Here is a 12418-nt window from a genome sequence, read left to right on the forward strand (position 1 = left end):
ATTGAATTTTTATCTTTAACGCAGAGATTTTCTAAAAGATGACTTTTTTTGGGATGAAGTAGAGGACAGTTTCGTATATACCTTCCATATAATGTCTTAGATACACATCATACTTAGGTTCAATCTCCAAGACTAAAGATGGTATTTTATACCAATCACTGGCTTTATGATAAATACAAATAGCTAAAATCGGATGATTTTTTACTATAGTATTTTTGGCACCTTCTATAGTATCAAGTTCTGCACCTTCAATATCAAGTTTGATAAAATCTACCTCAGCGCTTAATAAATTATCCAAAGAATTAATATTTAGAGCTTGATAATCATGAGCACAGTTATTCTGATCAGCATTATCATCAAGGTTTTCACTCTTTTCTTTTCCTAAACCACAATTGATGAACTCTATATTCTTCAAAGTTCCAAAATCTCTTTTAGCAATATTAATATGCAAAGTATTAGGCTCAATACAATAGATTTTTTTATAAGTAGGAAAGTTCTTTATAATTTGAGGAAGGGTATCTCCTACATAAGAACCCCCATCTACAAAGCTAATATTAGGAATTTTAGGAATAAGTTCTTTGTCAAAATATTGTTCTTCATGATTGTTAGTAAAACCTTTCATGAAATCATAATCAAAAGATATTTTAAAGTTTATTACTTTTTCAAATATTTCTTTTGATTTTTTATCTGCTAAAAGGGAATAAGTGTTTTCGTACTTTTTTTTATTGTTTGTATAATCTTCTTTAAAATCCATTATAAAAGGAGGTTCTGCTAAGTCAAAATCGCTGTATTTTACAAAAGAGAGATAATTAAAGTGAGTGTGTCCCAGTTCATCTAGTTTGTTTATTACTTCCAAGGGTGAGCCATTAACAGCACATAATATTAATGAGCCTATTTCTATGTCTTCAATTTGAAAGATGGTTTTTTTTCTTGATTTTTGAACTCTTGAAAAATCATCAATTATTCCATCTACTTCTACAAACTTTTGTACTGATTTTCCCAGTTTATTAATACCTAAGATGTATTTTTTGATATTTGTATCTTCGATAAAACTTTTCACTAAAGCTTTATCTTTTAGATTTTCATATGAAGTGGAGATTAAATCCATTAAAGAATAAGGGCTTTTAAACTCTTTGATGTATATAACTTAAGCTCAGGGCCTTTCATATTTTTAAGCTCAGTGGTATATCCTTTGTTTGAGAACAATACATAAATATCTGCTTCTACTTCTATATTTTTACATGTTTCTTTTAGTTTTGTAAGCAGAGTTTTTTTCACTTTTGAAGATGAGAATTTACAAGAACCAGCAATGATTTTTCCTGATTTTGTTTTGGCAATAATATCTAAATCATTGTTATCATCCCAATACCGCCCTATTTGTTTAATAGGGTCATCTTCAATCATGGTTTGTAAAAACACATGAGAAAGTTGTTCAAATACTAAAGCGGTATATTCATCTTTTCTGCTTTCATATCGTTTGAAAAACTCATCATAGTTCCTTTCTTTAATTCCTTTAAAAATAGGAGAAACAAATGCGAACCAGAAACGTAAAAAAGGTGCATTAAAAAGAAGTTTTTCAGATACTGTTTCGCTTCTGTATTGATTTGTTAGATGTTTTTGTGAACGCTCTAGGGTTACTACATTTAAATCACATAAAGCATCAATATCATCAATTCCATTATCAAAAGATATTTTAGCTCTCTTAAATGCTGAATTTGTTCGTCTGTCCCCTAAAGCAAGTCCCGTTAGAATAGTATGGTATATATTATCCCCATTTGTAAGTACACTTACATCATTTCTTAAAAACCTATATTCTTTTAAGATGTGTTTTTGTATCAATTCAAGAATAGGTCTGTCCAGATTAATATCTGTATCCAAACCTCCAAAAATAGCAAAATACTCTATTGCTTTTTCCATATCACTGGCTTTGTTTCTTGTACAGAAGTTTTTGAATTGTTCTTGTATTGATTGTTTAAATAATATGATGGTCTATCCTTTTGAAAGTCTTTATTTTTTAAACTTTCATTTCTTTATATGCGCAATTATAACATAAAGATTTTACTTTAAGCTCTCCTGCACTGCTTTTAATGCATGAATTTTCGTGGTATCGTATAATGCCATTTCAGTGTCATTTTCTTGAATTAACATAGTGATTTCTGTACAGCCTAAAATGACATCATTTATTTCATGCTCATCTTTAATTTGCTTCATTATACTTAAGTATTGTTTTCTTGAATCTTCTTTTATTATTCCTTGGCATAATTCTTCATAAATAATACGGTGAATAATATCTTGTTCCTCTGCCTTTGGTACAACTACTTCTATATTATAATCATGAATAAGTATGTTTTTATAAAAGTCTTCACTCATAGTAAACTTAGTGCCTAAAAGAAGTACTTTTTTTATATTGTTTTTTTGTAAGTTTTGTGCGGTGGCATCTGCTATATGTAAAATAGGAATATTTATGTTTTTTTGTATTTGTGGAACTAGTTTATGCATAGTATTGGTACAAATAATAATAAAATCTGCTTTTGCATTTTGTAAACACAAGGCTTCTTCACTTAAAATATCTGCCATTTCCCTCCATTTGTTTTGATGTTGCAGTTCTTCAATAACTTTAAAATCAAGTGAGCTTAAAATAATCCTTGCTGAATGCAAAGAACCCAATTCTTTTTTAACAGCTTCATTGATTTCTTTATAATATAAAGCCGTAGATTCCCAAGACATTCCACCTATCATTCCAATCTTTTTCATAACATTCCTTTTGTACTTAAGTTTACTCAATAAAAGTTAATCGTTTATTTATATAGGGTATAATTGCAAAAAACAAAAGAGTAACTTTGCCTTATATACAAGAACAATATGAAATCAAAGAAAAATGTTTAATTGAAGACTATTTAATCAAAGAACTTAATTTCTCTTCTTCTTTTGCTACATCTTTATTAGCAAAAGGTAAAATACTCGACCAAAATAATAATCGTTTGCGTAAAAAACAAGTGATAAAAGATGGTTATATTAAAGTCTATATTTTTAAAGCCATTACAAAAGGTCTTAAACCACTTTTTGATTCTTTTCATTTTGCCATTTTTGATAAACCAAGTGGAGTAAAAGTTCACCCTTCTTCGATAAGTTCGCAGTATACCCTCTTAGATGAAATACAATACCATTTTGGTGCACAAGCCAATTTAGTACACCGTATTGATGCTGAAACTTCTGGTTTGGTTTTGGTATCTAAAAATGCTTATTCTGAGATGATGTTAAAACAAATGTTTGAAGATAAAAAATACAAAAAAAAGTATTATGCTTGGGTGGAAAAAGAAATAAAAGAAGAGTGTGAAATCACTGCAAAAATCAAAAATGCTTCTTCTTTTATAAAATTAAAAATGTTAGCAGGAGAAGAGGGAAAAGATTCCACTACTTTAATTAAACCTCTTGCCTATAAAAACAATGCTACTTTAGTTCAAGCTATACCAATAACTGGACGACAACATCAAATAAGAGTACATTTAGACTCTATGGGTCACAGAATCATTGGAGACCCTATTTATGGAATAAATGAAAATGATTGTAATGATATTTTAAACAGAAAAATGTCAGAAGAAAAACGCTTGGAAATAACAGGAGCTCCTAGGCTTTTATTGCATGCTGTTTACTTAGAATTCACTTTTTTAAATACACATTATAAGTTTTATTCAAAACAAGATTTTTTAAAAGAAAGGGCCTAAATGAAACTAAGACTAGCAACTTTTAATTTATTTCAGTTTGTTGAACCACCTTATTCATGGTATATAAAAAAAGATAGGTTTACTGCTGCTAAATGGGAAGAAAAAACCACTTGGATAAAAGAACAAATTATAAAAATGGACTGTGATATTATTGCTTTTCAAGAAGTATTCTCACAAGAGGCTTTAAAAGATTTATGCAAAGAATTGGGTTTTGAATATTTTGTTTGTGTAGATAAAGCAAAAACAAGAGATGCATCTTCTAAAACATTTATCTCAACTACTCTTGCTTTAGCTTCAAAATACCCAATAAAAAAAGTACATGAAATAAAACAAAAAGACAAAAGTTTTTCTTTTTCTAGAAAAGTAATTAAAGCACAAATACAAGTCACGCCTTCGCAAGATATTCTTGTTTATGTAGCCCATTTAAAATCCAATCGTGACAATGAATTTGAATATATTTATACAAAAGAAGAAAGTCTTGAATATAAAAAAGAGCAAAGAGACAAATCTCTTGCAGAAGGATTTTCACCTTCTTTTGAGTTAAGACTAAAAGAAGCCTCAGCCCTTTTTGAAGATGTAAAAGAATCTTTGGACTTGCCTGTAGTATTAATGTGTGATTTAAACGACAAAGAGTACTCTTTAAGCATCGATGCTTTAAGTAACAAAGCTTATCATTCTAAAAGAAAACACAATGCTTATGTCTTATATGACGCGTATTATCATTTTACACCTCAAATTAAGAATCCACACCCTGAAAAAAAAGAAATTAAAAGAAGCTCTACGTCGTATTATCAAGGAAAAGGAAATGTATTGGATTATATTTTTGTTTCAAAACATTTTAATGCCAATAATAAAAATTATTTAGCACGTATATCTTCTTATGAAGTACATGATGCACATTTGAAAACAAACCAAAATGGAAGTATTTTACAAAGTGACCATGCTCAAGTAGTGTGTGAGTTAAATTTTAGGTAAAAAAGACCCAAAAGAGTCTTTTTATATTTGTTTCCCTATACCTTTTGTTAAATTTAACATAAAAGCTAAACCTTTTCGTGTTTCTTTATCTTTCATTAATTTTAAAAGTCCAAATAAGGAAGGTACTTCATTTTTCTCATTTTCTCTTTTTGCAAACCTTACTGCATTTTCAGTAATAAAAGAAGCACTTGCCATTTTATCAATTGAGCTTACCATTTTATCAACCATAGGAGTTGTTGTCATTTCAATCTGATCAGAAACAACAGCCATTAAATCAATTAAATTTTCAAAACGGCCTGTTTGTACCAACATTGTCATTTGATCTTCAATTTTTTGCATTTCTGCACTTTTTTCTATTTTTATTTCATTCATAATTATCTCCTATATCATTCCACGAGCTGCTGCCCAATATAAACCTTTATTAAAGCCAAGTCTTACAAAACTTCCCAATTTAGAACAAGGAGTTGGTTGTACATCTTCCTCATAGTCATACCATAAAGGCATTCCACACGTTAAACCCATTTGAGCAACGGCAATTACTTTTCCATCATAGGATTCAGTTGGATAACCATATCTGAGTTCAGCTGCAATATTATCAGCAACAATATCTGTTTGATTATGAATAGTACCTCCTGCTTTAGAAACAGATAAATCAACTGTATCTCCCAGTGTATAAATATTCTCTTGTCCTATTACTTTTAAAGTATGTTTATCTGTTGGTAACCAACCTTCATCATCTTTTGCCATAGATAAACCAGAATCTCTAATTACCTTAGCTGCAATAAAAGGAGGAGTAGCCATTAAAATATCAAATTCTATTTCTTCCCCTTCTTGTGAATATGCAATTTTTTTCTTGGGATCTACTTTGTTAAGTGTAAAACTTTTTTTATACTTAACATTAATACCATCAAAAATACTAGGCAATACTTTTGAGGTGGGAGCTTGAAGGAAAAGACCATCTACCATGCTTTGAGCATTTTTAGGGTAAGTGTATATGATTTCAATATCATCTCTTACTCCTCTCTCCGTAAGGTAATCATGTAACATAATGGTAGTCTCTACAGGAGCAATTCCACACTGATGAGGAATATTGTCACTCTTGGGAAAACTAACTGTAATTAGGACTCGTCCTTTTTTAATGTCTTTGAACTTCTTTGCAATCTTTTTTGCACCCTCTAAAGAGTAAAACCAATCGCCTCCCTCTTCTAAACCAGGAATTCTATTTGGTGCAAGTTCACAACCTGTTGCTAAAACCAAATAATCATATTCATATTTTTTTCCACTTTTGGTATTAACACAATTTTGATCTGCTTTAATTTCTACTACTTCATCAACAATGAAATCAATTTCCAGCATAAGCAAGGATCTCTGATCTCTAACAAATTCATTTCCATGTGATTTATGAAAAGCAACATACATAGCCCCTGGTCTATAAATATGTTTACTTGAGTTAGATAACATCAAAATTTCAATTTCATCCCTATTAATTTCATCCATTAGTTTTTTTGCTAAATTATTTGCAGTCATTGTGCCAGCTGTACCACCACCAACAATTAGAATTCTTTTCTTCATTCTTGCTCCTTTAAAAGTTATTCAAAAGTGTAGCAAAGCAGAATAAGGTTAGTATAAGTGATTCATAAGATTAGTATAAGGTTTATTCTAAATTAATTCTGTATCCCAAACCTTTTCGATTTTCAATTAAAGAAGAAAATAATTTTTTTCGTAAACCAAGTATTACCATTCGAATAGCGTCAGAACTGGCATCATCTTGCCAAACTACTTGCTCTAATACTTCAAAACTAACATAAGAATCTTTATTTTTTAATAACAAGGCCATTACTAATAACTCTTTTTTTGTTAAATTGATACTTTTATTATCTTTAAGAATAATATTTTTAACTAAGTCATAAGAATAAGATTGTCCAAGAACTATAGCAGTGTCTTTCTCTTTTTCTTTCAAACAAAAAGAAGCAACACTTACTAATATTTCATCCATATCTATTGGTTTTTTCAAATACAAGGAAATACCAACTTCTACTGCTCTGTCTAAATACACTTCATTATTAAAAGCAGTCATAACGATACAATATGTATCCTTTTTAATTCTTTTAATTTTTTCTATAAAAGACAAACCATCTATTCCTGGAACTTGAATATCACTAAGCACTATATCGTTTTCATATTTATTAAATAAAAATAGAGCATCATAGGTATTTGAAGCAGAATGAACCTCTTTAAAATAAAGACTAAGAACTTTGTGAAGACTGTTTAAAGTACTTTCATCATCTTCTACAATTAATAATGTTTTTTCTTTTAATGAATTATATAAGCTCTGCATTTTTATTATTTTCCTTATGTTTAAAAGCAATAGAAAATTTTGAACCCTTTTGGTAATTTTCTACACTTAAGATACCGTTCATATGCTCTTCTATAATGACTTTTGACATATGTAAACCTATTCCCGTTCCATTTTCTTTTGTTGTATAATAAGGGTTAAATATTTTATTTAAGTTTTTACCTTGAATGCCCCCTCCATTATCACATATATTTATTATTGTATGGGAGGATGTAACAAGAAGCTCTATATATATTAAACCTCTTTTTCTTTTCGTATTAACAATTGCTATCATTGCATTATGAACGATATTAATAATAACTTGTCTAAATTCATTCACAAAACCCAATAGTTCATTTTTTTTATTTTGACAGTTAATAACAACTTCTATTTGATTTACTTCTAATTGAGCATTAATAAGTCCCAAAGAATCATGTATAGTATTAAATATATTAAAATGTTTTTTTTCTTTAGAAGCTTGAAAAAAATCATTGAAATCATCTATTGTTTGGGACATATAATGTATTTTACTCATCATTTCTTGTTCAAGTTTATTAAGTGTTTCTTGACTTATTTTCTCAAAAGAACTTAAATGCCTTAAACTTTGAACAAGTAATCCAAGCGCATTTAAGGGCTGTCTCCATTGATGTGCAATAGACTCAATCATTTCTCCCATACTTGCTAATCGCGATTGATGAGACATGAGCTTGCATTGTTTTTCATGTTTTTCAAGTTCAATTTCAATTTGTTTTTCTAAATTAACTTGATACTTAATATCATCAGTAATATCTGAAGTAATCATTATAATCTCATTTTGAGACTTAATATACCGCAAAGACATACTTGCATTAATATGCAAACCATATTTAGTTACACAGACTTTTTTAAAATTTATAATACTGCCTTCTTGTATAACTTTTAAAATAGCTGCTTTGGATTTTTCTTTATATTCATCAGAAGATAAAGAAATACAAGATTCTTCATAGAGCTCTTCCATACTATAAGCCATCATTTTTTGAAAAAAATCATTTGCATATAAAAACATTCCATTTGAATCTAAAATAGAAATACCATTCGCTGCTAAATCAAAAGCTGCTTGAAATTCATCTGTTTTGCGCAGTGTAGTTTCTTTAACCTTAGTATTTTTGAGTGAAAAGTCTTTTTCTTCTAAAAGATGAGAAAAATAAAGAATAAAGTCAGAAGAGTCTTCAAGTTTTTCATATCTTAGTTCATATCTTTTTTTATTCCAATAAATATTTTTTTTATCTTTTTTTATTTTCATAAAAATGCTAATTTCATCATAATTATCAACAAAAACATCTTTTAAATATTTATTTTTTAACGTTAAATGATTTTGATTTTTTCCATAAGAAACAATTATTTGTTCATTCTTATTTACAAAAAGAATCAACATATTTGGAATATTTAATAATTTTTGAAGTAGTTTATTTTCCAGAAGTTTTCCCCAATATAAGCTTTTTTATAGTCATAAACTATAACATATTATTAGGTTTAATTATTAATAATTTTTTAAAAATAAACTTAATTAAGAAAAGATATAAAAATAATTAAAGGTTATTACATCTTTAGAAAAATATTATTGAAGGACATGCAAAAGTCTTATGTAAATTAGTCTTTAACTAGACAAGTACATGAACTTGTCTATACAAGATGTAATCATCATGTAATTATAAAATTTTATACTGCCTTTAGTAAAAAAAGGAAGATTATGAAAGTAAAAAAACATCTTTATATTCAAATTTTTGAAACACTCTTAGATGATATTAAAAACAAAAAATATAAAACTTCACAAAAACTTCCTTCTGAAAATATTTTAGCACAAACATATAATGTGAATAGACATACAATTAGACAAGCCTTACAAGTATTAAAAGATAATAATTATATTTATACAATAAAAGGAAAAGGTACGTTTATTTCTAATATAAACATTCCTTATTCTATTTCTAATAAAAGTTCTTTTTCTTCTGAAATAATTGACTTAGGATATGAACCCAATACAAAACTTCTAAGTGCTAAAATTATTGCCTGTCCTAAAGAAGTACAAAAAGAACTTAACTTAAATGAAGAAATGAAAGTAATAGAATTTATTCTTTTGCGTCATGTAAATGACATAGCTGTATCACTCTCCTATTCCTATTTTGATGCTTTTTTATACTCAAAACTACTTTTAAATATTGATGAAAACAATTTTTCTTTATATAAAACACTAGAAAAAGCCTATCCAAACTTAGAAACAAAAAAACAAAACTGTATTTTTCACGCCCTTATTGCAAATAAACAAATTTCAGAGCTTTTATTATTATCAAATAATGTAGCCCTTTTAGCTGTTAATACAATATCAAAAGACAAAAATGGAAATATAGTTGAATGCGGAACAAGTTATTTCAGATCAGATATCTGCAAAATTAAAGTAAATTTAAATTAAGGAAATAAATTGATAAAAATGAAAAACCTAACCTTAGGTTATAAAAAAGAAGTAATTTTAAAAGATGTAAATATCAAAATCAAAAAAGGAGAATTCATTGGAATTATTGGGCCTTCTGGTGCTGGTAAATCCACACTTCTTATGGCAATTACAGGAGGGATAAAAGTATTTGATGGAAAATTTGAAGTTTTGGATTATGATTTACACAATATCAAAAAGAAGAACTTAAGAAAATTAAGAGAACAAATAGGTGTTATTTTTCAAGGTTACAACCTTGTAGATAGATTAAATGTACTTGATAATGTCATTAGTGGCATGTTAAAAGAAATACCTCTAACCAGAGCCATACTTAAATTTTATAAAAAAAAGGAGCTAAAAAAAGCAAAAGAATTCATGGATATTGTAGATATGAGTAAATATTCACTTAAAAGATGTGATGAACTTTCAGGTGGACAAAGGCAGCGTGTAGCGATAGCAAGGGCTTTAGCCGCGCAACCCAAAATAATACTAGCAGATGAGCCAGTTTCTGCACTTGATCCTAAAAGTGCAAAAAAAGTTATGACGATTTTAAAAAAAGTAAATGAAACATACGGGGTTACAGTTATTGCAAATTTGCATCATATTGAATATGCAAAAGAATACTGTACTAGGGTTATAGGTGTCAATGATGGACTTATTGTTTTTGATGATAAATGCGAAAACTTAAGTGATGAAATAATTGACAAAATTTACACTACAAATAATTAAGGAATAACATGAAATTAATACAAAAATTAACACTTAGCGCTTTGGTTTTAAGCTCAAGTCTAATGGCACAAGAAAAATGGCCAGATCAAATTACTTTTGGAGCTATTCCAGTTGCTGGTTCTACGTCTATGAAAGAAAACTTTCAACCCTTAGCCGATTTTTTAGAAAAACAATTAGGCATTAAAGTAAAACTTCAATTAGCGGGGGATTATACAGGTGTTATTACAGGTATGAGATATAAAAGTATTGATGTTGCTTATTTAGGACCTAAGTCATATGTAGAAGCTGCAAGAAGAGCAAATGCAGAAGCCTTAGTTGTTGAAGTGGATGCTGAATCAGGACTACCAGGATATAGAGGAACTATTATTACAAAAAAAGGTTCTGGTTTAAAAACTTTAGCCGATCTAAAAAATAAAAGATGGGCATTTACCTCATCACAATCAACATCAGGAACATTAGTTCCAAGTATTATGTTTGCAAAAAACAATATTGATCCACAAAAATATTTCTCAAAAGTATTATATTCAGGTGGTCATGAAGCTTCGATTCTTTCAATTAAAGCTGGAAAAATAGATGCTGCATCTACTAATAACTTAGATTTTAATAGAGGTTTAGGAAAACAATGGAAAAGAGATGATTTTAATATTATTTGGACTTCAGAACTAATTCCAGGAGCTCCAATAGCTGTACGAAAAGATATGCCTCAATCACTAAAAATGGCAATCAAAGGTGCTTTTTTATCATATAACGATCCAAAAGGTTTAGAAAAACTTAAAAACAAGGGTTTCATAAAAGCTGATGATTCTTTATATGATTCTGTAAGAGCATTAATAAAATTAAAAAAAGAATTAAAAAATAAAAAATAATATTTTAGGCAAAGTTTAACTTTGCCTTAGAACAGGAAAAGAAATGAATATTGAAGAGTTAAGAGTTAGTAGCAATCCTTTTACAAAAACAAAACTAAGCGTAATTATTGTTTTTTTATTTATTCTAGCTCAAAGTTGGAATGATACTGAGATGAGTTTTTATTCATTAATCAACGGTTTTGATTATATGAGGGATTATATTGGAGGAATAAAAGACATTGAAGGAAGTGGTTTTTTCCCACCAAATTTAAATACAGCGGATATTTATACCTATGCACTGTCTATGTTAGAAACTATTCAAATGGCAGTTGTTGCTTTGTTTTTATCAATACTTTTAGCTGTTCCATTATCATATATGAGTTCAAAAAATATTATTAATATTCTAATACCTGGACAGACTTTTTTTCATAGAGTTTTGAAAAATGTCATTTATTCTACTGCTACATTTATAGCCAATGTTTTTAGATCCATTAATGAAATCATATGGGCTTTAATTTTTGTATCAGCAGTAGGCCTTGGCCCAATGGCTGGAATTTTAGCACTTGCAATTCATACAGCAGGCGTTTTATCAAAACTACTAAGTGAAGGCAATGAAGCTATTGATCCAGGCCCAGTAGAAGCTTTAAATACAACAGGAGCAGGTTTTATTAAAGTTTTAATTTTTGCAGTGATTCCTCAAACAATGCCTCATTTTATATCCATGGCTTTATATAGATTTGAATCAGATGTAAGATCCGCTTCAATCTTAGGATTTGTAGGGGCAGGTGGAATTGGTTTTTATTTATTTGACAAAATGAGATCTTTTGAGAACTCAGATGTATGTACAATTATCATAATTATAATTATTACCGTATGGACTTTAGACAAAATAAGTTCAAGTATTAGAAAAAGGTTTATTTAATGAAAAGAGAAGATATTAATGTTTTATGCCAAGAAGTAGACATTAAAAAACTAGAAAATATATATAAAATAATTAACAAAAACCATAAGATCAGAGTTTTAACAAAAGCGAGTGAACAAACACTTTTAGTTCCAGTAAAAGACCCTATCTCAAATGGAAGTTTTTATGCAGGAGAAGTTTTAGTTACTTCTACTATTTTGGAAGTGAACAAAACAAAAGGCTGGAGCATGGTGATGGATTCTAATTATGATTTATCATTATATACAGCTGTTGTAGATGCTTGTTTTGAAGCAGATATTTACAAAAATGAAATTATCGAACTCTTAGAAAAAGCAAAAGAAGATAAAAATAAAAAAATAAAAATGAGAAATAAAAAAGTCAATTCAACTAAAGTCTCTTTTGATTTAATGTAAGGAAAAC

At 28.5% G+C, this 12418-nt stretch carries 14 protein-coding genes; 7 read left to right on the forward strand and 7 right to left on the reverse strand.

Annotated features, from left to right (window positions below):
• Nucleotides 1-31 precede the first annotated feature (31 nt).
• The 3 genes from HRT41_01605 to HRT41_01615 form a co-directional block, all read right to left on the reverse strand.
• Nucleotides 32-1108 carry an FkbM family methyltransferase gene (locus tag HRT41_01605; protein NQY22706.1) on the reverse strand — a complete coding sequence of 359 codons (1077 nt, stop codon included), beginning with the start codon at nt 1106-1108 and terminating at the stop codon, nt 32-34.
• Nucleotides 1108-1917 (reverse strand): hypothetical protein, encoded by an 810-nt coding sequence (locus tag HRT41_01610; GenBank protein NQY22707.1) that lies wholly within the window; start codon nt 1915-1917, stop codon nt 1108-1110. Before HRT41_01610 ends, HRT41_01605 begins: the two co-directional genes overlap by 1 nt.
• Nucleotides 1918-2058: 141 nt before the next feature.
• The gene (locus HRT41_01615) at nt 2059-2754 is read right to left on the reverse strand and encodes an aspartate/glutamate racemase family protein (GenBank protein NQY22708.1); all 696 of its coding nucleotides are present in this window, start codon (nt 2752-2754) and stop codon (nt 2059-2061) included.
• A gap of 86 nt (nt 2755-2840) precedes the next feature.
• Here HRT41_01615 and HRT41_01620 point away from each other — a divergent pair, with 86 nt between their 5' ends.
• Together HRT41_01620 and HRT41_01625 are read left to right on the forward strand one after the other, a co-directional pair.
• Nucleotides 2841-3725, forward strand: a complete 885-nt coding sequence (locus tag HRT41_01620; protein ID NQY22709.1) for an RluA family pseudouridine synthase — start codon at nt 2841-2843, stop codon at nt 3723-3725.
• Complete coding sequence (locus tag HRT41_01625) at nt 3726-4700, forward strand: endonuclease (GenBank protein NQY22710.1); 975 nt, start codon at nt 3726-3728, stop codon at nt 4698-4700.
• 21 nt (nt 4701-4721) lie between these two features.
• On the opposite strand, the gene HRT41_01630 is transcribed toward HRT41_01625, so the two are convergent.
• The 4 genes from HRT41_01630 to HRT41_01645 form a co-directional block, all read right to left on the reverse strand.
• Nucleotides 4722-5072, reverse strand: a complete 351-nt coding sequence (locus HRT41_01630) for a DUF1641 domain-containing protein (protein NQY22711.1) — start codon at nt 5070-5072, stop codon at nt 4722-4724.
• A 9-nt stretch (nt 5073-5081) separates the two neighbouring features.
• On the reverse strand, nt 5082-6272 hold the full coding sequence (locus HRT41_01635; GenBank protein ID NQY22712.1) for an NAD(P)/FAD-dependent oxidoreductase: 1191 nt from the start codon (nt 6270-6272) through the stop codon (nt 5082-5084).
• Between the two features lie 82 nt (nt 6273-6354).
• The gene (locus HRT41_01640) at nt 6355-7038 is read right to left on the reverse strand and encodes a response regulator transcription factor (GenBank protein NQY22713.1); all 684 of its coding nucleotides are present in this window, start codon (nt 7036-7038) and stop codon (nt 6355-6357) included.
• A complete protein-coding gene (locus HRT41_01645; GenBank protein ID NQY22714.1) occupies nt 7022-8449 on the reverse strand; it encodes a PAS domain S-box protein in 1428 nt (475 codons plus the stop codon). The genes HRT41_01640 and HRT41_01645 overlap by 17 nt, the downstream gene beginning before the upstream one ends.
• A gap of 315 nt (nt 8450-8764) precedes the next feature.
• Here HRT41_01645 and HRT41_01650 point away from each other — a divergent pair, with 315 nt between their 5' ends.
• From HRT41_01650 to HRT41_01670, 5 genes are read left to right on the forward strand one after another with little or no spacing between them, the layout of a single operon-like run.
• The gene (locus tag HRT41_01650) at nt 8765-9484 is read left to right on the forward strand and encodes a GntR family transcriptional regulator (GenBank protein NQY22715.1); all 720 of its coding nucleotides are present in this window, start codon (nt 8765-8767) and stop codon (nt 9482-9484) included.
• Nucleotides 9485-9493: 9 nt separating this feature from the next.
• Nucleotides 9494-10231 carry a phosphonate ABC transporter ATP-binding protein gene (gene phnC / locus HRT41_01655; protein ID NQY22716.1) on the forward strand — a complete coding sequence of 246 codons (738 nt, stop codon included), beginning with the start codon at nt 9494-9496 and terminating at the stop codon, nt 10229-10231.
• 8 nt (nt 10232-10239) lie between these two features.
• The gene (gene phnD / locus HRT41_01660; protein NQY22717.1) at nt 10240-11097 is read left to right on the forward strand and encodes a phosphonate ABC transporter substrate-binding protein; all 858 of its coding nucleotides are present in this window, start codon (nt 10240-10242) and stop codon (nt 11095-11097) included.
• 43 nt (nt 11098-11140) lie between these two features.
• Nucleotides 11141-11998, forward strand: a complete 858-nt coding sequence (gene phnE / locus HRT41_01665; protein NQY22718.1) for a phosphonate ABC transporter, permease protein PhnE — start codon at nt 11141-11143, stop codon at nt 11996-11998.
• On the forward strand, nt 11998-12411 hold the full coding sequence (locus HRT41_01670; GenBank protein NQY22719.1) for a phosphonate C-P lyase system protein PhnG: 414 nt from the start codon (nt 11998-12000) through the stop codon (nt 12409-12411). Before phnE ends, HRT41_01670 begins: the two co-directional genes overlap by 1 nt.
• Nucleotides 12412-12418: the final 7 nt, after the last annotated feature.

The organism is Campylobacteraceae bacterium (genome assembly GCA_013215945.1).
In the GTDB taxonomy this organism is placed as follows: domain Bacteria; phylum Campylobacterota; class Campylobacteria; order Campylobacterales; family Arcobacteraceae; genus NORP36.

Coding starts and splice junctions, on each gene's coding strand:
- HRT41_01605 (NQY22706.1), bottom strand. CDS start 1,108: ATGGATTTAATCTCCACTTCATATGAAAATCTAAAAGATAAAGCTTTA.
- HRT41_01610 (NQY22707.1), bottom strand. CDS start 1,917: ATGGAAAAAGCAATAGAGTATTTTGCTATTTTTGGAGGTTTGGATACA.
- HRT41_01615 (NQY22708.1), bottom strand. CDS start 2,754: ATGAAAAAGATTGGAATGATAGGTGGAATGTCTTGGGAATCTACGGCT.
- HRT41_01625 (NQY22710.1), top strand. CDS start 3,726: ATGAAACTAAGACTAGCAACTTTTAATTTATTTCAGTTTGTTGAACCA.
- HRT41_01630 (NQY22711.1), bottom strand. CDS start 5,072: ATGAATGAAATAAAAATAGAAAAAAGTGCAGAAATGCAAAAAATTGAA.
- HRT41_01635 (NQY22712.1), bottom strand. CDS start 6,272: ATGAAGAAAAGAATTCTAATTGTTGGTGGTGGTACAGCTGGCACAATG.
- HRT41_01640 (NQY22713.1), bottom strand. CDS start 7,038: ATGCAGAGCTTATATAATTCATTAAAAGAAAAAACATTATTAATTGTA.
- HRT41_01645 (NQY22714.1), bottom strand. CDS start 8,449: ATGTTGATTCTTTTTGTAAATAAGAATGAACAAATAATTGTTTCTTAT.
- HRT41_01650 (NQY22715.1), top strand. CDS start 8,765: ATGAAAGTAAAAAAACATCTTTATATTCAAATTTTTGAAACACTCTTA.
- phnD (NQY22717.1), top strand. CDS start 10,240: ATGAAATTAATACAAAAATTAACACTTAGCGCTTTGGTTTTAAGCTCA.
- phnE (NQY22718.1), top strand. CDS start 11,141: ATGAATATTGAAGAGTTAAGAGTTAGTAGCAATCCTTTTACAAAAACA.
- HRT41_01670 (NQY22719.1), top strand. CDS start 11,998: ATGAAAAGAGAAGATATTAATGTTTTATGCCAAGAAGTAGACATTAAA.